The sequence below is a fragment of the Tenacibaculum sp. SZ-18 genome, from assembly GCF_002813915.1.
Classification (GTDB): domain Bacteria; phylum Bacteroidota; class Bacteroidia; order Flavobacteriales; family Flavobacteriaceae; genus Polaribacter.
The window spans coordinates 992,543-1,012,833 of the sequence record NZ_CP019335.1; the positions used below are offsets into that span (position 1 = coordinate 992,543).

General features: G+C 30.2%; 21 protein-coding genes. 6 read left to right on the top strand and 15 right to left on the bottom strand.

What is annotated here, in order from left to right; translation table 11 throughout:
* Positions 1-123 precede the first annotated feature (123 nt).
* From BTO06_RS04535 to BTO06_RS04550, 4 genes are all read right to left on the bottom strand, one after another.
* Positions 124-2,193, bottom strand: coding sequence for a flotillin family protein (locus BTO06_RS04535; RefSeq protein WP_100924166.1), 2,070 nt, complete (start codon positions 2,191-2,193; stop codon positions 124-126).
* A gap of 47 nt (positions 2,194-2,240) precedes the next feature.
* The gene (locus BTO06_RS04540) at positions 2,241-2,999 is read right to left on the bottom strand and encodes an OB-fold-containig protein (protein ID WP_100924167.1); all 759 of its coding nucleotides are present in this window, start codon (positions 2,997-2,999) and stop codon (positions 2,241-2,243) included.
* A 92-nt stretch (positions 3,000-3,091) separates the two neighbouring features.
* Complete coding sequence (locus BTO06_RS04545; RefSeq protein ID WP_100924168.1) at positions 3,092-3,796, bottom strand: PspA/IM30 family protein; 705 nt, start codon at positions 3,794-3,796, stop codon at positions 3,092-3,094.
* Between the two features lie 6 nt (positions 3,797-3,802).
* Entirely contained in the window at positions 3,803-4,198 is a 396-nt protein-coding gene (locus BTO06_RS04550; protein WP_100924169.1) for a YbjN domain-containing protein, read from the bottom strand.
* Between the two features lie 223 nt (positions 4,199-4,421).
* On the opposite strand from BTO06_RS04550, the gene BTO06_RS04555 reads away from it, so the two are divergent.
* On the top strand, positions 4,422-5,177 hold the full coding sequence (locus tag BTO06_RS04555) for a helix-turn-helix domain-containing protein (protein WP_100924170.1): 756 nt from the start codon (positions 4,422-4,424) through the stop codon (positions 5,175-5,177).
* Here the strand turns inward: BTO06_RS04555 and BTO06_RS04560 are convergent.
* Positions 5,174-5,605 (bottom strand): DUF7738 domain-containing protein, encoded by a 432-nt coding sequence (locus tag BTO06_RS04560; protein WP_100924171.1) that lies wholly within the window; start codon positions 5,603-5,605, stop codon positions 5,174-5,176. The genes BTO06_RS04555 and BTO06_RS04560 overlap by 4 nt on opposite strands.
* A 189-nt stretch (positions 5,606-5,794) precedes the next feature.
* Here BTO06_RS04560 and BTO06_RS04565 point away from each other — a divergent pair, with 189 nt between their 5' ends.
* Entirely contained in the window at positions 5,795-7,096 is a 1,302-nt protein-coding gene (locus BTO06_RS04565) for an NAD(P)/FAD-dependent oxidoreductase (RefSeq protein ID WP_100924172.1), read from the top strand.
* A 48-nt stretch (positions 7,097-7,144) separates the two neighbouring features.
* Here BTO06_RS04565 and BTO06_RS04570 read toward each other — a convergent pair whose 3' ends face one another.
* The 6 genes from BTO06_RS04570 to BTO06_RS04595 form a co-directional block, all read right to left on the bottom strand.
* A complete protein-coding gene (locus tag BTO06_RS04570) occupies positions 7,145-7,498 on the bottom strand; it encodes a hypothetical protein (RefSeq protein ID WP_157811734.1) in 354 nt (117 codons plus the stop codon).
* A gap of 96 nt (positions 7,499-7,594) precedes the next feature.
* Complete coding sequence (locus BTO06_RS04575; protein WP_100924174.1) at positions 7,595-8,068, bottom strand: DUF6428 family protein; 474 nt, start codon at positions 8,066-8,068, stop codon at positions 7,595-7,597.
* A gap of 6 nt (positions 8,069-8,074) precedes the next feature.
* The gene (locus BTO06_RS04580; RefSeq protein WP_100924175.1) at positions 8,075-8,683 is read right to left on the bottom strand and encodes an arsenate-mycothiol transferase ArsC; all 609 of its coding nucleotides are present in this window, start codon (positions 8,681-8,683) and stop codon (positions 8,075-8,077) included.
* A 32-nt stretch (positions 8,684-8,715) separates the two neighbouring features.
* Complete coding sequence (locus BTO06_RS04585) at positions 8,716-9,048, bottom strand: ArsR/SmtB family transcription factor (protein WP_100924176.1); 333 nt, start codon at positions 9,046-9,048, stop codon at positions 8,716-8,718.
* Positions 9,049-9,084: 36 nt separating this feature from the next.
* Positions 9,085-9,591 carry a flavodoxin family protein gene (locus BTO06_RS04590; protein WP_100924177.1) on the bottom strand — a complete coding sequence of 169 codons (507 nt, stop codon included), beginning with the start codon at positions 9,589-9,591 and terminating at the stop codon, positions 9,085-9,087.
* 107 nt (positions 9,592-9,698) lie between these two features.
* The gene (locus BTO06_RS04595; RefSeq protein WP_157811735.1) at positions 9,699-10,415 is read right to left on the bottom strand and encodes a DUF1223 domain-containing protein; all 717 of its coding nucleotides are present in this window, start codon (positions 10,413-10,415) and stop codon (positions 9,699-9,701) included.
* A 111-nt stretch (positions 10,416-10,526) separates the two neighbouring features.
* Here BTO06_RS04595 and BTO06_RS04600 point away from each other — a divergent pair, with 111 nt between their 5' ends.
* From BTO06_RS04600 to BTO06_RS04615, 4 genes are all read left to right on the top strand, one after another.
* Positions 10,527-11,381, top strand: a complete 855-nt coding sequence (locus tag BTO06_RS04600) for a PPK2 family polyphosphate kinase (RefSeq protein WP_100926711.1) — start codon at positions 10,527-10,529, stop codon at positions 11,379-11,381.
* A 9-nt stretch (positions 11,382-11,390) separates the two neighbouring features.
* Positions 11,391-12,227 carry a 3'-5' exonuclease gene (locus BTO06_RS04605; RefSeq protein ID WP_100924179.1) on the top strand — a complete coding sequence of 279 codons (837 nt, stop codon included), beginning with the start codon at positions 11,391-11,393 and terminating at the stop codon, positions 12,225-12,227.
* A 9-nt stretch (positions 12,228-12,236) separates the two neighbouring features.
* Entirely contained in the window at positions 12,237-12,722 is a 486-nt protein-coding gene (locus BTO06_RS04610; protein ID WP_100924180.1) for an ABC transporter ATPase, read from the top strand.
* Between the two features lie 85 nt (positions 12,723-12,807).
* Positions 12,808-15,729: a glycoside hydrolase family 3 N-terminal domain-containing protein gene (locus tag BTO06_RS04615; RefSeq protein WP_100924181.1), complete on the top strand. Its 2,922-nt coding sequence runs from the start codon at positions 12,808-12,810 to the stop codon at positions 15,727-15,729.
* A 304-nt stretch (positions 15,730-16,033) separates the two neighbouring features.
* On the opposite strand, the gene BTO06_RS04620 is transcribed toward BTO06_RS04615, so the two are convergent.
* The 4 genes from BTO06_RS04620 to BTO06_RS04635 form a co-directional block, all read right to left on the bottom strand.
* The gene (locus BTO06_RS04620) at positions 16,034-16,672 is read right to left on the bottom strand and encodes a DUF4159 domain-containing protein (RefSeq protein ID WP_100926712.1); all 639 of its coding nucleotides are present in this window, start codon (positions 16,670-16,672) and stop codon (positions 16,034-16,036) included.
* A gap of 438 nt (positions 16,673-17,110) precedes the next feature.
* Entirely contained in the window at positions 17,111-18,106 is a 996-nt protein-coding gene (locus BTO06_RS04625) for a helix-turn-helix domain-containing protein (RefSeq protein ID WP_157811736.1), read from the bottom strand.
* A gap of 347 nt (positions 18,107-18,453) precedes the next feature.
* Complete coding sequence (locus BTO06_RS04630) at positions 18,454-19,158, bottom strand: 16S rRNA (uracil(1498)-N(3))-methyltransferase (protein ID WP_100924183.1); 705 nt, start codon at positions 19,156-19,158, stop codon at positions 18,454-18,456.
* Complete coding sequence (locus BTO06_RS04635; RefSeq protein WP_100924184.1) at positions 19,158-20,279, bottom strand: GTP cyclohydrolase; 1,122 nt, start codon at positions 20,277-20,279, stop codon at positions 19,158-19,160. The genes BTO06_RS04630 and BTO06_RS04635 overlap by 1 nt, the downstream gene beginning before the upstream one ends.
* Positions 20,280-20,291 lie beyond the last annotated feature (12 nt).

Genomic DNA, 20,291 nt, shown 5'->3' on the forward strand with positions numbered 1-20,291 from the left:
AGCGTCTGGATTGTTAGATGTAAGGAACAAAGAATGTTCCTTAAAAGTTTGGAAATTGAGTGCAATACACTCAAAACAAAAAAGAAAAAGCCTAGAGCAATTTGTCTAGGCTCTTTATGAGTATTAAGATAATTTCTTATCAGATAATCCTAATCCTTTAGCAAGGTTGAAAAGATTACTAAATAATCCTTCTTCATCCGAATTGTTAGCTCTGTCTTTTAAATCCATTAAAAGATTTGCTACAGTTAAGTTTTTGATGTCTTCGGTAGAGATTCCGTATTTAGTAGCAAATTCTTTTACCTTTTCAAGTAAATTTCCTTTCACGTCATCACTTCCTAAAATAGCATCTTTTACATCTTGAATGTTATCGCTATGTTGAACTAATCTATCGATTCCTTTCGCCTTAGTAATTTGTCCAATAATTTGATCAAAGAACATTGTTTCACCTCCTACGATATCAATATTAGCAGCTCTTAATGCGTCACCGATAACTTGTGCTTGCGCATCTGCAATGTCTTTCTGAATTTGAATTTGAGCTAAATCAACTTGTAATTCTTTCTCTAAACGTAACTTGAATTCTTCGTGTTCTTTTCCAACACCATCAAGTTTCTTCATTGCTTCAGCTTTTTCTTCAATTCCAGCAGCATCTGCAATCGCTTTTTCTTTGATTACTTGAGCTTCTGCTAATCCTTCTTCTTTAACAGCTTCAGCTTTCGCTAAGATTCCAGCAGCTTCTGCTTTTGCTTTTTTCTCGATAATAGTTGCTTCAACTAATCCTTGACGTTCGTTAGCATCAGCTTTTGCGTGCATAACTTGTGCTTCAGACATACCAATTGTAGCTTCCTCTTTTGCTTTTGCTTCTGCTATAGTTTTACGAGCTTCAGCCTCTTTTTCACTTGCTTCTTTTTGAGCTTGTGCTTCAATATTAATTTCTTCAGCTTTTTGCTTCGCTGCTTCTTTTTCTGCTTCTGCTTGTTTGATCCTTTTGATTAAAGATTCTTCAGCTTCTGCTTCAGCAACAGTAATTTTTACTTGCTTCTGACGATCGGCAGTTTTAAACGCTTCAATATCTTTCATGTTTTCACGCTCTTCAACCACACCTTTTTCTAACATAACGCGATCACGAATAACATCTTGAATATTCTTCTTTTCTACTTCAACAACTTTATCTTTTTCTATTTGAGCTAATGTTACAATTCTTTCACGTTCCGTAGCCTCTAACATTCTGTCTTTTTCAACTCTTTCGATTTCAACAGCTTCAGTACGTAATTTATTTTTCTCAGCAACAATTACTTGACGTTGTTTGTTTTCTTCAGCAACTTGTACCTTTTCTTCGGTTGCAATTCTAGCACTTTCTGATTTTAAACGCTCTTCTTCTGCTACTTTTAAGATTTCAGCTTCTTCACGAGCTTTAATGTTGGCAATTTCACGTTTTTGTTGTTCTTGTTTTTCAGCTAATTGTTTGTCAAGTTCCAAAATTGCCTCACGAGCTTCAACATCTTGCTTGCGTATTACTTTTTCCTCATCTCTTTTAATCAAATTCGCTTGAATGTTTTGAGCTGCAGTTAATTCCGTAATTTTTTTGATTCCTTCGGCATCAAGAATATTATCAGGTTTTAAAAATGTTACAGGAGTTTGCTCTAAGTAATCAATAGCACAATCTTCTAAAGTATATCCATTAAGGTCTGTTCCAATAATATCAACGATTTCATCTCTGAATTCACGTCTCGCCTCATATAATTCTGTAAAGTCAAACTTTTTCCCAACTGTTTTTAAAGCTTCAGAGAATTTAGCTTCAAATAATTCTTCAAGAGTTTGAATATCAGAGGCTCTCTCACAACCAATGGTTTGTGCTACCATTTTTATGAATTCTACTTCATTATTCACTCTAACAAAAAAAGCAACTTTTATGTCAGCTCTCATATTGTCTTTACATACTAGACCATCGTCTCCAATACGTTCAATCTGGATTTTCTTAACTGAAATATCCATAATTTCTACCCGATGAAAAACAGGCACAACATACATACCTCTATCGGTGGCAACTTTTGTTCCTTTAAATCCTGTTCTTACTAAGGCTTCTCCTTGAGGAACTTTTTTGTAGAACATTGCAATAATTGCAAAATATATAATAACGATAAATAGGACAATACCAAGGCCTACACTTAATAATTGAATAATAGAATCTGTCATAGTAATTAATTAGTTTTTAGTGATTTTATGTTTTGTAAATTTAATTGTTAAAAATTTATATCTATGCTATCTGTTAAGTATTCTTGTGCATAGTAATAAAGTTTATTTTTACTTTGTTTAATGATTAATATTTGTGAATTATAATCAATTTTTTTTCCGTCTAAGGATTTAATATTTATGTTTAGAGTATTTCCATCAGCTTTTACTGCGGCTCTACCTAATTTATTTTCTGATATAGTTGATAAACTTATTCCTTTTCTTCCAATAATTTCTGTTACGGAGTCTCCATCTTGATTTAAATTTTTAAAGAAATTTTTAAATGGAGTTGTAAATATTTTTGTAAGGATGAGTGATGGGAAAAATCCTCCAAGCATTAAAATAAATCCAAATGTATTGTTGTAGCTATGTGTCATGGTAGTGGAAATTGTTGTTATAAGCCACCAAATGAAGATCCAAGATGTGAAAGTGAACATAAATGGAAGTCCAACAAAATTGAAATATATAAGTAGGACTTGCCACCATTTTAAAGATTTTTTTCTTTTTCCAACAATATCTTCTTTATTAATTTCGGTATTTGCGACATCATGGAAATCTATATCACTACCTTCTAATCCAGTACCTACATTAGAATCTACATCTATGTCAACATCCGCATCGACATCCACATCTATATCAACATCAATATCCATATCAAGATCAAAATCGATTCCAGATATCATGGTAACAAGCCAATAGGTCAATAGAATAATAAAAAGTATTGTCAGAGTTATGTTAACATCAGAAAATACAATATCGGTTAATGTCATAGCTAGTTTATTTTTAAGGGTGCAAATTATGAATTACGAATTTTAATTAAAAATTTAAGGGTAATAATTAACAATTCGTAATTCATTATTGATTAATCATTCAATCCCATTTCCTTTTTCAGCGCTGCTAAATCATCTTCAGCAGATTGCTCAGTGGTATTTGTAAGTTCTTCTAATTTTTGTTCTAATGTTTTATTTTCTTTAGTCATATCTCCGTATGCATCAGCTAGAGCTTCTTCTTGTTCAATTTTACTTTTCATTCTTTCTAACATAGAAACCGTACTAGAACTATCGATTTCAGCCATTTCTTTGTTTAAGTTTTTAGTGGCTTTAGCAACTTTATGTCTAGCTTTTAAAGTTCTAAGTTCATTCTCCCATTTTTTTAATGAGTTTTTAATTTCCTGAACTGAGCTTTCAAGTTTCGCTACGGATTCATCAAAGTTTTCAGATTCACTTTTAGCATTTTCTAATTGCTGATTTGTCTCTTCTTTGCGAACTAAAGCTTGTTTTGCAAGTTTATCAGCTTCTTCTATTGCTAATTCGCCATTTTTAGCTTTGGTAAGAATTAGCATTGCTTTTTGCTGATAATCATTTGCTTTAGAAGTGTATTCTTCCACATCATTTTTTGCTCTAATAGCTAATGCTTTTACTTGAGCTAATGATTCTAAAGATTTTTCCAAATCAATTTTTAAATCCCGAATACCTTGTTCGGTCATTTTAATAGGATCCTCCATGCTATCTAGTGCAGCATTCGCTTCCGCTTGTCCTATTTTAAAAAGTCTTTTAAAAAAGTTCATAGTATTTTAATATTTTGAAAATTCTATAATTTCATTTGAATATTCACTAAGCAATAAACTCAAAGAATTTAAGGTAGCTTCCAATTCATTTATGTCTAAGTTTTCTAATTGTAAAGTGTCTCTAAAAATGACACGTTCTCCTGTTTCATCCAGCACAAAAGCGCCATGAATTATATCTCTATTTTTTTGAAGTAATGCTTTAAACATTGCTTCGTTTGGCTTTTTTACTTTGAATATAAATTGCTCTACAATCAAAATCGGATAAGCTACTCCTATAATTAGGTTTTTAATTCCAAAATTCTCTTTTTCAATAACAAAAATCCCCTCAGATTCGATTTCTTTACGGATAGTAAAGTTTAGTTCTAATAAATAATTCTTGGTTTTTTCAAAATGAATGTTCATTAGCAATTAGTATAGTTTAATAGTTGTTTCGATTGTTGAATTATGCAAAAATAGTTTGTGTAATCATTACTGCACAATGTAAAGTTAATAGAATCATAATAATTTAGTTTAATTAGTTAGTGGTACTTTTTCTAGAAAAATTAGCAATATTCATTTTTATTAGCTAATATTGTTAGTGTAAATATACGAATAAAAATTAAAATTGCAAATAAAATTAGCAAATATGTCTTTTTTTGGTAGAAATATAAAGAAAATTAGAGGAGTTAAAGGTTTAAGTCAAAAAGCGTTCGCAGAGTTATTTGACTTGAAAAGAGCGACTTTAGGGGCTTATGAGGAAGGTAGAAGTGAACCTCGAATAGAAACTATTATAAAGATTGCTAATTATTTTAGCATTACTATTGATAGTTTGCTAACATCGGATTTAACGGTAAACGAATTGCTTCGTTTTAAAGATGAATTACTTTTAAGTGATGAGTTAGAAGAAAAAGAATCGATGATGTCTATTAAATATGTGTCAGAAAGAAATATAAAGTCTTATTCTGAATATTACGATAATGTTTCCTTTATAAATGATTTACCAGAAATTAGTCTTCCCGTCGAGTCAGATAAATTGGTACGAGCTTTTACAGTTGTTAATTTAGAAATGACCGATCATGATAAAGGTTTGTATCCAAAAGATATTGTTGTTGCTGAAAAAATTTCGGAGGAAGAATATGATAATTTTGGGAATGGAGAAGTTGTTATAATTGTTTTGGAAAAAGAGGTTGTATTGAGGAAAATTTATTTTGTTGCTGATAAAGTTATATTAAAAGCCGCTCACAAAAATATTGAGGAAAAGATTTTTGAACGGACAGAAATTAAAGAACTATGGCAGACAAAATATTCCTTCATTCGCCGTTTGCCAGAAGTGGGGGACGATATTGAGAATAAATTATTATTCTTAGAAAGAGAGTTATTGAAACTTAAGAATGATAATTAACCTTTAAAATCATTATTTACACCAATGCTAAAACCGAAACGAGTTTCTGCTTCGCTTCCTAATCGATGAATAGCAATTTTTCCCAAACCGATTTTACTAAATTCGTTGAAAGTTATATCATCTTCTTCAAAAAAGAGTTTTCCATAAAAACTGGTTTGTGGTACGTATTCACTAGGATTATTGTTTCCTTGATAAACGCTAAGTGATAAAATTTGATCATTATCATTTACGCTACACAAAAAACCAAATTCATCCCAGATAAGATACTCATTACTTGAACTAATTTTTCTTGTTGGTTCACCAAAAATTTTAGTCAAATCTTCATTAGAACAAGGAAAATCAAGCATGTGCTCATTTATTTTCACATAATCAGTAGCACATTTAATATTGAAATTTGTCTGTTTCTTTTTCTTAAAAAACTTAAGCATAATATTTTAAAAAAATCTTTTTTCAAAGGTAAATCTATAAAATTATATGTTTTAAAAACTAGTGAAAACACGTTTTTTTTAAACAGAAAATCCCTCTACAACGTTATATGTCTCTTTTAGAATAAATAAAGTTTAGAACATAAATATTTAAACACTTTCGTAAATTTGTGAATCTAAAATTTTAGGTCTATGAATATACCTCAAACCAGTTTTCCAAGAGTTGTAATTATTGGAGGAGGTTTTGCTGGATTAGCTGCGGCTAAAGGATTCGAGAACGAAGATCTTCAAGTAGTTCTTTTAGATAAACACAATTATCATACATTTCAACCTTTATTATATCAAGTTGCTACAGGTGGTTTAGAACCTGATAGTATTGCTTTTCCGTTACGAAAACGATTTAATGATATTGATAACTTTTATTTTCGATTGGCTGAAGTAACAAACATTGATGCTGAAAAAAAGGAGATTCGTTCTTCTATTGGAAGTTTATGTTATGATTATTTGGTTATTGCTACAGGATCCACAACAAATTTTTTCGATAATACCAATATTGAAAAACATACAATGGAAATGAAATCCATTCCTCAATCGTTAAATATTAGAAGTCTTATTTTAGAAAATTTTGAAGAAGCTTTATTGACTTCTAATCTAGAAGAAAGAAAGAAGTTAATGAATTTTGTGATTGTTGGAGGTGGGCCAACGGGAGTTGAACTCGCTGGTGCTTTGGCAGAAATGAAAAAGGAAATTTTACCAAAGGATTATCCAGATTTAGATATTAGATTAATGAAGATTAATCTGATTCAAAGTGCTGATTGTATATTGAAAGGAATGAGTGAAGAGGCTTCAAAGAAAGCTGAAGATTTCTTGATAAAATTGGGAGTTGATGTATGGAAGAATCTTCGTGTTCTAGATTATGATGGAGAAACGGTTTCGACGAATGGAGAAGATAATTTTCAATCATCCACGGTTATTTGGGCTGCTGGTGTAAAAGGAGAAGCTATTAATGGATTAGAGCAAGAGTGTATTGTTGAAAGAGCAGCTCGTTATAAAGTTGATGATTTTAATAGAGTTTTACCTCATGAAAATATTTTTGCAATTGGTGACGTTGCTTGTATGAATAATGAGAAGTATCCATATGGTCATCCAATGATGGCGCAACCAGCTATTCAACAAGGAAAGTTATTAGCAAAGAATATTTTAGCTGAACTAAAAGGAAAGAAGATGGAAGCTTTTGTTTATAATGACAAAGGTTCGATGGCAACAATAGGAAGAAATAAGGCGGTGGTTGACTTACCAAAGTTCAAATTTCAAGGAGTGTTTGCTTGGTTTGTTTGGATGTTCGTACACTTGTTTTCACTAATTGGTTTTAGAAATAAAGCTGTCGTGTTTTTAAATTGGGTGTATAATTATATTCGTTTTGATAGAGAAACTCGTTTGATTATTCGTCCGTTTAAGAAAAAAAATGAATATTCATTTGAGAATGAAGTATAAAAAAAGCGCCATAATTGGCGCTTTTTATTTTATTAACTAACACGAGGATTAATCTCGATTCGTGGAAGTCGTTATAATTTCATTGTCTTCAGTTATGATAATCTCATAATCAGCACAGAATCCCATTTCAACAGTTTCTGTAATTTCATCGTTGCTTTTTAAAACAATGGTATATGTTACTTCTCCTGGTGCGTAACTTTTAAATTCTGATGCTTTTCCAGGTTCTATATTGTTGATATTTTCTGTGTTTCCTCCAGTTGTCTTAACTTGAACACTTACGTCGTCAGAGCCCATATTTGAAACTCGTGCTCTTGGATTTTCATTATCACATTCGTCACAAGAGAAAAATAGGGTGGATGAGATTAAACATAAAAAGAAAAAGAACTTTTTATACATTTTCATATGTATTGTTTAGGGGTTATTTGAGCGCGAATATAGTTGTTTTTTAAGTAATTTTTTATGGAATCATTAATTTTAACGCGCTTATCTAGATGTTAATTAGCAACATCCAGAACCCGGCTCACAAGATGTTCCTTGGCTTTGTAAATTGGAAAGACGGATTTTTGGTTTTTCTTGAGGTGTAACTCCGCATTGATCCATTGCTAAACAAGCCGTAGCTGTATTTATAAGTAAAAAAGATGTTCCGTCGAAATCTAAATTATATTTTCCAATAGTTTCACCTTGATATTCGACTTCAATTTCAGCATCTTTAGGATTTAACGTTTTCTCCGAAAGTTCAATTATATGAACTAATTTTTCAGGATGTAATCTATGATTGTAATCATTTGCATTCCACAATTGAAAGTTGACTCTTTCTTCTTTTCTTAAAACGCCGCCACAATCAATAAAGTGTTTGGTAACTTTACCTACTTCTGTTACATGGAAATGTTCTGGAACTAAATCACCATTAGGCAATTTAAATTCAATAGTCTTAAGTTGTGTAAGATGTTTTTTTATTTCTGATAATTTCATGATGAATTAATTTAATTGAGATAAAACGTAATACATTTCTGATGCGATTTGATTACTTCTTGTTAAATAAACTTCGCTTTGTTTATCTGTGTTATCTGATATTTTTGGATCTTCATACGTAATAGGAACTCTAATTTCTGAACCGGCTACAAAAGGACAACCTCCGTCAGCTTCAGAACAAGTCATTATTGCAGCAAAACCTGAATTTGGATTGAATTCGTTATCATATTTTTTTGAAAAACCAATTACCGGTAATGATTCAAGATCGTATTTAATAGCGTAAACCGGATTTTGTTCTTGACTTAATTGTTGAATTTCGAATCCTTGATTTTTTAAAGTTTCAACAATAGGTTTTGCCATTGCAGTAGCTTCAGTTCCTCCTGAATAAGTGGTAATGGTATCGATGTTGAAATGACTAGCAAGTGTTTGCATCCAAATTTGTCCCAAATGACTTCTTCTGGAATTATGAGTGCATATATAATTGATACGAATAGACTCATCGTTATTCCTCTTTTTTTGTAAATAGGAGAGAAGTGGTTTCAATATTTCTTTTCTTTCTTCGGAAATAGGTAAGGATGAAATGTTTTTTATGGTTTGTTCTAATCTTTGGTTCATTGTAATATTACGATTGAATAATTTAAATTTTTTTAGCAGCAATTACTATTTGCGTCGGAAAATATTGAAAGGAATTGTTTTAAAACGGAATTGATCTCACTCCATTTTTCTTCATTTAAACAGTAGCAAATACTTGTTCCTTCAATGGTTCCTTTTATAATTTCCATTTTTTTAAGCTCTTTTAAATGTTGTGATATTGTTGGTTGAGCTAAACCAATTTCATTTACTAAATCACCACAAATACAGATTTTAGCGGCGGCTAAATATTCCAAAATTGCAATACGAGCAGGATGACCAAGAACCTTAGCGATACTGGCAATTTCATTCTGCTCTGTTGTAAATATTTCAGACTTTGTTAATCCCATTTAATAATTTATATATTGCAATATTACGATTAATAATTAAATCAAACTATTTTTAAATTCATTTATTTTGATTTTAGCATCTTCAGCCAGTTCATTTCCAGAGAAAAAAGCGTGCGAATCTCCAAGGTAATTCATGCTTAAATACTTCGCACTTTCTATAAAGGGCATTTCAAATCCGATTCTACGATCATTTTCACCAGAATTGCTCATCATGGCCATATTTTTACCTCTTAATTTCCTTCCTAATTCTTTCCTGTAATGTAGCAAGTCAGACATTCGATCAAAAAAAACTTTCATTAAACCACTCATGGTATACCAGTAAACTGGCGTTACAAAAATTATGGTATCGTAAGTTTCAATTATTCTTTCCATTAACGGAAGAAAATCGTCTTCTGCATTTTTGAAATTATAGTCGAAATGACCAATGTTATAATCCAATAATTCTATCACATCAAACTGATTATTTTCGTTTATAAAATCGATTACTTTTTGTGTGTTTCCAACTTTATTAGAACTTCCTTTTATAATTACGGTAGATTTCATTTGTTATGTTTTACACGGAAAGTTACACTTATTATCATTTCAAGATTTAAAATAATCATTCTAAAAGTCGATTAAGCACAAGAAAAAAACAATGAATTTTTCTTGGTTTATAATTTAATTTGTGTGGCAGTCTGAACGGTTAAATCTTCATCTTTTAAAACTAAAACTAATCTAAGTTTATCGTCTTTACTAATGATTTTAGGTCTTTTTATATGAATACTTCCACTGGTTTTATTGATGTTTTTAATAGTTCTGGCAATAGCAATATTCGAATTGACGATAGTTCTGTTTCTATTTTCTCCTCGTTTAACATTGGTTGTTTTTTCATCTAACACTATTAATGCTTCCAAGATGGAATTGTTTACTTTACCATTAATGTTAAATGAAATGGTAAAACCATTTTCTTCCTTGATTGTTTCAGAAATATCTAATTTGAAATTTGAAGATTTCTTTAAATATCTTTTAATTTTTTTGTGAATGGTTACTTCATTTGATCCTACTACGTGTTCGTTTCCATTAATAACTAATTGAGGAGTATAAATTGAGTTACTTCTAAACTTTTGACCATAATAACGCTGAATATCCGTAAACTCCTTAGTTGAAAAAGGATCCTTCCAACCAATGTAATTCCAATAATCAACATGATAGGCAATAGGGATTACATACTCAGAATCCATATTGTCGTTTATTTTTTTAAGAACTATATCAGCTGGTGGACAACTAGAACATCCTTGAGAGGTAAAAAGTTCTAAAACAACAACAGATTTATGTTGAGAGAATAATGAAAACGATGTGAATAAGGCGATTAATAATATGCGATTCAAACTATAATGTATTTATTTTTATAGTAAGTAGGAATGCTTGTTAAAGACTTACAAAACTCTCGAAATTCAGTAATATTTTTGTTACATTAGTCCTATAATTTGAAAATGCAGATGGATAAACATAAATACAAGGTTACTCAACCTGTTGAACTTCATAAAATTCCTACGCAAGAACCAATTGCAGACGCAGAGAAGAAATTAAAGAAGGTTAGAAAGAAAATCGCTGATTTACAAAATACTATGTATGCTGAAGGTAAATACAGTGCATTAATCTGTTTACAAGGAATGGATACTTCCGGTAAAGATAGTTTAATTCGAGAGGTGTTTAAACAATTCAACGCTCGTGGAGTAGAGGTTCATAGTTTTAAGGTTCCAACTGAACTGGAATTAAGTCATGATTTTTTGTGGAGGCATTATATTGCTCTTCCAGCAAAAGGAAAAGTTGGGGTTTTCAATAGAACACATTATGAAAATGTTCTTGTAACTAGAGTTCATCCAGAATATATTTTTTCAGAAAATATTCCTAGTGTTAAGAGTTTAGAAGACTTAAATGATGAGTTTTATCATGACAGAATGGATAGGATAAATCAGTTTGAAAAACATTTGGCAACAAATGGAATGATTATCCTAAAGTTCTTTTTGCACCTTTCAAAAGATGAACAAAAGAATAGATTGTTGAGAAGATTAAATATTCCAGAGAAAAACTGGAAATTTTCGGCAGGAGATTTGAAAGAACGAAAACTTTGGGAAGAATATCAAAAATGTTACGAAGATGCAATTAATAGAACTTCTACAGAACATGCACCTTGGTTTGTTGTACCGGCAGATGATAAACCGACTGCCCGATTTATTGTAGCAAATACCATTTTTGAGGAATTCAAAAAGTATAATTTTCAAGAGCCGATTCTAGAACCGAAATTGATGTCGAAAATAGATGAGTTTAAGGCTCAATTAAATAATGAATAAATTACCTAAATGGAATTAAACTTAACAAAACCTTTAGTGTTCTTTGATCTTGAAACTACGGGAATCAATATTGCAAACGATCGTATTGTAGAGATCTCAATTTTAAAAATATTTCCTAACGGAACGCAAGAAAGTAAAACTTGGTTAGTGAATCCTGAAATTGAAATTCCACCACATGTTACTGAAGTGCACGGAATTACAAATGAAAAAGTAGTGAATGAACCAACATTTAAAGAATTAGCAATAACTATTCATAATATGATTGGTGATGCTGATTTAGCCGGTTTTAATTCCAATAGGTTTGATATTCCACTTTTAGCTGAGGAATTATTAAGAGCGGGAATTGATTTTGATATGGAAAACAGAAAAGCTGTAGATGTACAGGTAATTTTCCATAAAAAAGAACAAAGAACGTTAGGCGCAGGATATAAGTTTTATTGTGGTAAAGATTTAGAAGATGCGCATTCTGCGGAAGCTGATACCATGGCGACTTATGAAATTTTAAAAGCGCAATTAGACAAATATGATGATATTGAAAATTCTGTTGATGCGTTAAGTGAGTATTCAGCACATACAAAAAGAGCAGATTTTGCTGGATTCATTTTATTTGATGACGAACAAAATGAGATTTTCTCTTTTGGAAAGTATAAAGGAAGAAAAGTAGAAGAGGTATTAAAGGAGAATCCTGGATATAATTCATGGATTCAACAAGCTGATTTTCCTTTGTATACCAAAAAAGTATTACGCCAAATTAAAGAAAGAATGTCTGGAGCAAAAAGTGCAACAGACACGATGACAGATGAGGAAAAGCTAAAAGCTTTACAACAAAAATTTAATTTAAGATAATAAGATAATATGTACGTATCATATAACGAATTACCAAATTCTTCAAGAGTTTGGGTATATCAGTCTGATAGAGAATTTACCCAAGAAGAAGTAGAATCTATTTCAGCAAAAGCTATTATATTTATTGATCAATGGACAAGACATGGAGATGATTTGAGAGGATCTTTTATGATTAAGTATAATCAGTTTCTTGTAATTGCTTTAGATGAAAGTTTCAATAATGCTTCAGGATGTTCAATTGATGCATCCGTTCGTTTTATTAAGTCTATAGAAGAGGAACTTTCTATTGATTTAATGGATAAAATGAATGTATCTTTTAAAGATGGAGAAAGAATTAATATCGTTAAATTATCCGATTTCCAAGAGTTTGCAAAGGCTGAAAAAATTAATTCAGAAACTATTGTTTTCAATAATATGGTAAGTACCAAAGACGATTTTGAAAACAAATGGGAAGTTTCTGCTAAAGAAAGTTGGCATAACCGATTTTTGGTGTAAGTATTGCTTTATTTATTATAATCCCTACTATTTTAATTTAATAATTAGAGAAAGTTTCTCTTAAAAAAACGTGTGTAAAATTTTTATGAATAAAAGACTACTATTTTTATTGGCTTCGTTATTCGTCATAGTAGGGAAAGCTCAAGAAGTTGATCCATTAAAAGCAGAGCAATATTTACTTCAGAATGAATGGGTAGATAGTTTGATCGATTCCATGAGTACTGAAGAAAAAATCGGACAGTTATTCATGATTCAAGCTTATTCAAATAAAGATGCTTCACACGAAAAATTTATTTCAGAAATGATTACCAAGTATCACGTTGGTAATTTAATTTTTATGAAAGGCACACCGAATAAACAAGTTCAACTTACAAATAAGTATCAATATTTAACCTCAAAAGTTCCATTAATGATTGGTTTTGATGGTGAATGGGGATTAGATATGCGCTTGAAAAACACCTATCGTTTTCCTTGGAATATGACTTTGGGAGCTATTGAGGACAATAAATTATTGGAGGAAGTTGGTAAACGTATTGGAGAACAATGTAAGAGAGTTGGAATTCATGTGAATTTTGCACCAGTTGTAGACATTAATACAAATCCGAATAATCCAATTATTGGAAATAGATCTTTCGGAGAATCAAAACAAAGTGTTGCAGATAAATCTATCGCATTCACGAAAGGGATGCAAGAAGCTGGAGTGCTTGCGAATGCAAAGCATTTCCCTGGTCATGGAGATACAGCTACAGATTCACATTTAACTTTACCTACGATAAACTTTTCTGAGAAAAGAATAGATTCGATAGAGTTATATCCTTTTAAAAAACAATTTAACTCAGGGGTTGCGAGTGTAATGACAGCACATTTGAGTATTCCGTCACTAGAAACAAACTCAGAATTACCTTCTTCATTATCAGAAAAGGTAGTTACAGATTTATTAAAAGGCAAGTTAGGTTTCCAAGGATTGATTTTTACAGATGGCTTAAATATGAAAGGAGCTGCGAATTATGCCACTCCAGCAGAGATTAATCTAGCTGCTTTTAAAGCAGGAAACGATATTTTATTAATTCCACAAGATATCCCGACGACAGTTGAATTGTTTAAATCTTCTTTAGAGAATGGAGAATTAACCCTAGAACGTTTGAATTTTTCTGTTCGTAAAATTTTAAAGGCTAAATATTTAGTTGGATTAAAAAGTTTTGAGCCAATAAAAGAAGAAAATTTATTAGAGGATTTAAATTCTATTTATGACGATATTTTACATCGTAAACTTATTAGAAATTCGATAACTGTAGTTAAAAACAATTTCAATACTATTCCTTTGAAACACTTGGAACAAAAGAAGGTTGCTTATGTTCGTTTAGGGGATGATAAAGGAGAATATTTTGCCGCTACTCTTAAAAAGTATATGAAGGTTGACGTAGTTTCTGAGGAAAATTTAGGCGGGTTGTTAAAGAAACTCAAGAAATACAATTTAGTAATAGTGGGTTTTCATAAATCAAATAAAAACCCATGGAAAGACTATAAATTTTCTAATAAAGATTTAGTTTGGTTACAAGAGATAGCTAGGAATAATGAGATTATTTTAGACGTATTTGCGAGTCCGTATAGCTTGCTTCAAATTAAAACCTTTAAAAATATAGATGGTGTAATTGTTTCTTATCAAAATAGTAAATTATCTCAGAATTTATCTGCTCAGGCTTTATTTGGGGCTTTTGATATTAAAGGTAAACTACCGGTTTCAATTAATGAGGATTTCGAAGCCGAAGACGGAATTAGTTTAAAGTCTTTAAAAAGATTAGAATATTCAATTCCTGAAGAAGTTGGATTGTCATCAGTAAAACTAAAATCTATAGATCGTTATATTGACACGATTTTGAATCAAAAAATGGCTCCGGGAGGGCAAGTACTTGTTGCTCGTCATGGAAAAGTAGTTTATCAAAGAAGTTTTGGTTATCAAACTGATTTAAAAAGAAGAGAAATTAAAGACTCTGATATTTATGATTTAGCATCTTTAACAAAAATTCTAGCAACTTTACCTGTAGTGATGAAGCTAGAGGAAGATAAAAAACTTTCTTTATTTTCTGATTTAGACAATCTATTACCACATTATAAAAAGAGTAATAAGGATGGTTTAAATCTAAAAAAGATTCTTTCTCACTGTGGTCAGTTAAAAGCATGGATTCCATTTTATATTCAAACATTAGATTCAGTAACTGGAAAAATTTCTAAAGATTTATATCGTAAGAAAAAGTCTAAGGCTTATAGTATCAAAGTGGCTAAAAATATATATTTAAAAACCTCTTATAAAGATTCTATTAAATCTTTTATAAAAGACTCTGATTTACGAGAAAGAATTGGGTATAAGTATAGTGATTTAGGCTATTATATTATGAAAGAAATTATTGAAGAGAAGTATAAGAAACCTTTAAATAAGATAGTGGAAGAGGAGTTTTATAGATCATTAGGACTTAATAGAACATCATATTTGCCATTGAAAAAGTTTCGCTGGACTGAAGTTGTACCGACTGAGAAAGATGATTATTATAGAAATCAATTATTACGTGGATATGTGCATGACATGGGAGCAGCAATGCAAGGTGGAGTTGGAGGTCATGCAGGTTTATTTGCAAACGCAAATGATATCGCTAAAATCATGCAAATGTATCTTCAAAATGGATATTATGGTGGAGTACAATATTTAAAGCCAGAAACTATTGATAAATTCAACAAAAGATATTATTCTCATTTGAGAAATAGAAGAGGTTTAGGTTTCGATAAACCTCAAATAAATCCTAAAGAAAAACCAACTTGTGGTTGCGTTTCAGATAGTAGTTTTGGACATAGTGGATTTACAGGAACATATACTTGGGCAGATCCAGATTCTGGAATCTTATTTGTGTTTTTATCTAATAGAGTTTATCCAACAATGAAAAATAGAAAGCTGGTTAAGAGTAATGTTAGAACCAAAATTCAAAAAGTAATTCAAGACGCTATCATCAAATAGAGTTTAACTTGAATTTTTGTTAGGAACTTAGAGAAGCAATTATCAATAAAAGAATGTTATTATTTCTGAGAGGATTAAAGTGGCTTTTATATTAATTTCATGTAGATTAAGAATTTGTTATTGAGTTCTACTGAAGAAATATATTCGAAAGCATTTGAAAGAAGTCTTGTGATTTGTGAAAAAAATTTCGATAAACGTATTGCTTCTATTCCAAGAATGACTCTAAAAACTCTCAGTCTATTCTAAATATCATGACTCAATTAATATTTAGTTAAACTCATTAATATAATTGAAATGTAACTCATTAATTTTTAAAAGCATATTCAATAATATTGGCTCCCATTTTAAGTGCCTTAATTCTTATTTCTTGAGGATTGTTGTGAACTGTTTGATCTTCCCAACCATCACTCAAATCACTTTCATAATCATAATAAACAATAAGTCTTCCTTCATAAAAAAGGCCTAATCCTTGCGGTGGCTTTTTGTTATGTTCATGAATTTTAGGAAGTCCTTTAGGAAAATTGAAAGTTTGATTATATATAGGATGACTTTTTGGAATTTCTTGTAGCGTTAGTTTTGGAAAGATTTTTTTTAGTTCTTTTCTTATATACTTATCAAGTCCGTAATTGTCAGAAATATGAATAAAACCTCCAGAAATCAAATAATTTCTAAGATTTTCCACATCATCATTATCAAAAAAAACATTTCCATGTCCAGTAAGAAATAAAATAGGGTAGTTGAATACATCCGCATTACTTGGTGATACGGTTGCAATATTCGAGTTAATAGATGTTTTACAATACTGATTGGTAAATTTTACAAGATTAGGTAAAGAAGTTGGATTGGAGTACCAATCACCACCACCTTGATATTTTAAAATCCCTATCTCTTGTCCCTGCGATACATATAAACTTAAAAATAATAGAAATAGTAATTTTTTCATAAAATATATTTTATATGCAAGATATGATAATTTAGAAATAAAAAAAAGCACCATTCCCTTCTCAATGGTGCCTCTTTGTTCGTGAAGTAAAGTAGTAAATAATAATCCCTAAATTTATTTACTGGTTTATGTAAGTTTCATTTCAAAAATACTGATAATAAATGTTTTAAGACTCCTGAAACATCTAATTTGGACGAATCAGGACAACTTTTTTTAATATTTACATAAAAAAACACTGCTATTAAACAGTGTTGGTGCTTTCTCCTCTTCATAGAGAGACTTATATCTCTCTATATACTTTGTACTGATTTGATAATTTAAATGATTATTAAACCAAATTATTGAAGTTTTACAATATTATCAAAAATACATATTGTAGGAAATTCGGAGTCCAAAAACATCCAAGTTGGATGTTTTTGGACTGATTATATTTCAAAATTAAGCGAAGCTATTTTTGTTGATATTATTATTTTTAAAAGCCAATGGGGTCATTCCAGTTCGTTTTTTGAAAACATCATAAAAAGCAGATTTCGAATTAAACCCTGATTCTAGTCCAATAGATGCAATCGTGTATCCTTCGTATTTCTGATCAACTAAAAATTTTTTGGCTTGTTTAACTCTCATTTCATTAATATAGTCTACAAAACTCTTTTTAGCATTTTTATTAATAATAGCAGATAATGTACTGGAACCAATATTTAGGTCATTCGATAAATTTTGTAAAGTATATTTTGGCTGAAGGTAAATTTTCTTAGAGCGAATAAAAGAATCAATTTCTAAAAACTGAGATTCATATGTTGTTTCTTTTAAATCTGATTCATTCATTTCAATATTATGTACCTGAGATACTTTTAGGGAATTAATAACCTCATAATCCTCAATATTTATATTTTCTCGAATATTTTTACGCTCTTTTAATAATCGTAAATAACGTAAGCCTTGATAACCTAGAATGAAAATAATTACCGTTGTAGAAATTCTTAATGGATAATATGAATAGATAAAACCAGAAAAGTTTAAGTAGAATTTAATAACTAGAGCGAAAATCCAAAGGACATATACTATTAAGGTTAATTTAAAAAAGTCGTAAATCCACTTTAAATTATCATAAGTCAAAATTTTTGTAAATAGCTTTTTCTTTCCTTTTAATATATAAAAAGAATACACAAAAAGAGAAAGTGATCCAACTAAGCTAACCAATTCTTCAAAAGAAGTATATCGCTCGTACATATAGTCTAGTTCATCTTTTGTTCCACCTCCTAAAGAGTATGTAATCACAAAAGTTAGCTGCGCGAAACATAGTACAATAAAAATTCCGAGAAAATATTTGAGAAGTTTTCTTGATTGATCTGAAATATTTAAGTAATTGACTAAAAATGCATAAAAGAAGGGAGCACTTAAAAAATGCCAAGGAATTTGAATATAATCCAACATAAATTTATGTTGAATCAAATTTCTTTCCAAAGCCCATGACTGGAAATTGTTTAAAGAAAACGTAAGGATCATTAGGTTTAAAAACAGCAAACTCTTGTCTTTACCATATTTTGAAAAAAACATGATTAAACAAAGCACAAATCCGTGCAGGGCACTTAAAAGCAAAAACGTATTAAAAAAGTCTGTAGTGCTCAAGGTTCTTCAGATAAAGGTTTTCGGTGATTTAAATTTAGCAAAATTTTTACGAACAGGATGTGTAAAAAAATGAATTTTACTATGCTAAAATTATCAAATTGATATCTAAAAGTAAATAAAATAGAACAAATTTACAACAGTTACCAAGGGAATTAATGAAGTAAATTTATGCTATGAACAGCAACAATACCAGCAGTTTCTGTTCTTAGGCGACTTGATCCTAAGCTAATAGGAATAAGTTTAGATTGCACCGCTTCTTTTACTTCTTTCAGAGAGAAATCTCCTTCTGGTCCAATTAAAACTGTAACTCTTCCTCCTTTAAATTCAAAAGACTTTAGTGAGGTTTTGTCTCCATCATAGCAATGCGCAATAAACAAATTACCCTCTTTGTTACCATTTAAAAAGTCTTTAAATTTAGTAAGTCCATTTAACTTAGGCGCATTGAACTTCAATGATTGTTTTGCCGCGGAAAGCATGATTTTTTCTAAACGCTCAATTTTAACCACTTTTCTTTCGGAGTTATCGCAAAGTAATAGTGTTATTTCATCAATACCTATTTCAGTGGCTTTTTCGATAAACCATTCTAAACGATCAATATTTTTTGTTGGAGCGATAGCAACATGTAAATAATAATTCCATTCTTTTTCCCTGAATTCAACTTCTTTAATTTTGGCAGTACATTTTTTATCACTTTCAATTATAATTTCGGCAGAAAATAAATATCCATTGCCATTGGTAATATGAAGAATATCACCTTGTCTCTTTCTTAAGACCTTAATAATATGACGACTTTCTTCTTTACTAAAAAGAATTTCTTTTGTTTCAGGTTTTATATGTGAATTAAAAAAAAGTTGCATTATAAATCTAATCGATACGTTCTTCTTCTTTTATGAGTTCTTGGATTAAACTGCGACCATAATTTATGGATTGCAGTGTTATCCTCAAGTTCTGGTGTTCGGATACAGTTTTTTATATTTCTTTCTCCAAAAGATTTATGGAACTCTTCAAATAAAATGGCTGTAACTCCTTTGTTTTGATATGTTGGATCTACACCAATTAGATAAAAAGTTACGTCTTTAGAGTTTTTTCTGGCGTTTAAAAGATGGAATATTCCAAAGGGAAACAATTTACCATTCGCTTTTTGTAAAGCTCTAGAAAACGAGGGCATGGTAATAGCAAAAGCAACTAATTTATTCGTTTCTTTATGCATTACAAATTTTATAAATTCTGGATTTATAAAGCTGATATATTTCTTTTTGAAATATTCTATTTGTGCATCTGAAATAGGAACATAAGTTGATAGTTTTGAATAGCTCTTACTGAACAACTCAAACATTTCATCAACATATGGCATTATATCTTTTGTTTTAGTAAAGTTCAATTCCTTTAGATTGTATCTCTTTTTTAGTATACGACCTGCTTTAACGTGTCTTTCAATCTTAATATCCTCATAAAGAAATCTATTTTCTAGATATTCTTTCTCCTTGCGATACCCGAGTTGTTCTAAATGATCTTTGTAATATGGGTGATTGTACCAAGTTATCATTGTTCCTAATTCATCAAATCCTTCAATAAGAACACCTGTTTTATCTAAATTGTTAAACCCAACTGGACCTTCAATATATTCTAAGTTATTTTCCTGAGCAATCTCTTTAACTTTATTCAACAATACTTTGGTTACTTCTATATCATCAATAACATCAAACCAACCAAATCTCATTTTTTTGATTCCTTGTTGCTCAACTTCATATCGATTGATAATAGCAATTACTCGTCCAACAATTTTATTGTCTTTAATTGCTATAAAAAATCGTGCATCGGCATTTTCGAATACTGGATTTTTTGTTTTGTCAAAGTTTGAAACTTCATCATTAATAATTGGTGGAACCCAGTATTTGTTATTCTTATATAAGTAAAAAGGAAATAAAACAAATTGTTTTATTTCCTTTTTAGAGTGTATTTCTTTTAGTTGAATCATACAACAAATGTA

Coding starts and splice junctions, on each gene's coding strand:
- BTO06_RS04535 (WP_100924166.1), bottom strand. CDS start 2,193: ATGACAGATTCTATTATTCAATTATTAAGTGTAGGCCTTGGTATTGTC.
- BTO06_RS04540 (WP_100924167.1), bottom strand. CDS start 2,999: ATGACATTAACCGATATTGTATTTTCTGATGTTAACATAACTCTGACA.
- BTO06_RS04545 (WP_100924168.1), bottom strand. CDS start 3,796: ATGAACTTTTTTAAAAGACTTTTTAAAATAGGACAAGCGGAAGCGAAT.
- BTO06_RS04550 (WP_100924169.1), bottom strand. CDS start 4,198: ATGAACATTCATTTTGAAAAAACCAAGAATTATTTATTAGAACTAAAC.
- BTO06_RS04555 (WP_100924170.1), top strand. CDS start 4,422: ATGTCTTTTTTTGGTAGAAATATAAAGAAAATTAGAGGAGTTAAAGGT.
- BTO06_RS04560 (WP_100924171.1), bottom strand. CDS start 5,605: ATGCTTAAGTTTTTTAAGAAAAAGAAACAGACAAATTTCAATATTAAA.
- BTO06_RS04565 (WP_100924172.1), top strand. CDS start 5,795: ATGAATATACCTCAAACCAGTTTTCCAAGAGTTGTAATTATTGGAGGA.
- BTO06_RS04570 (WP_157811734.1), bottom strand. CDS start 7,498: ATGAAAATGTATAAAAAGTTCTTTTTCTTTTTATGTTTAATCTCATCC.
- BTO06_RS04575 (WP_100924174.1), bottom strand. CDS start 8,068: ATGAAATTATCAGAAATAAAAAAACATCTTACACAACTTAAGACTATT.
- BTO06_RS04580 (WP_100924175.1), bottom strand. CDS start 8,683: ATGAACCAAAGATTAGAACAAACCATAAAAAACATTTCATCCTTACCT.
- BTO06_RS04585 (WP_100924176.1), bottom strand. CDS start 9,048: ATGGGATTAACAAAGTCTGAAATATTTACAACAGAGCAGAATGAAATT.
- BTO06_RS04590 (WP_100924177.1), bottom strand. CDS start 9,591: ATGAAATCTACCGTAATTATAAAAGGAAGTTCTAATAAAGTTGGAAAC.
- BTO06_RS04600 (WP_100926711.1), top strand. CDS start 10,527: ATGGATAAACATAAATACAAGGTTACTCAACCTGTTGAACTTCATAAA.
- BTO06_RS04605 (WP_100924179.1), top strand. CDS start 11,391: ATGGAATTAAACTTAACAAAACCTTTAGTGTTCTTTGATCTTGAAACT.
- BTO06_RS04610 (WP_100924180.1), top strand. CDS start 12,237: ATGTACGTATCATATAACGAATTACCAAATTCTTCAAGAGTTTGGGTA.
- BTO06_RS04615 (WP_100924181.1), top strand. CDS start 12,808: ATGAATAAAAGACTACTATTTTTATTGGCTTCGTTATTCGTCATAGTA.
- BTO06_RS04620 (WP_100926712.1), bottom strand. CDS start 16,672: ATGAAAAAATTACTATTTCTATTATTTTTAAGTTTATATGTATCGCAG.
- BTO06_RS04625 (WP_157811736.1), bottom strand. CDS start 18,106: ATGTTGGATTATATTCAAATTCCTTGGCATTTTTTAAGTGCTCCCTTC.
- BTO06_RS04630 (WP_100924183.1), bottom strand. CDS start 19,158: ATGCAACTTTTTTTTAATTCACATATAAAACCTGAAACAAAAGAAATT.
- BTO06_RS04635 (WP_100924184.1), bottom strand. CDS start 20,279: ATGATTCAACTAAAAGAAATACACTCTAAAAAGGAAATAAAACAATTT.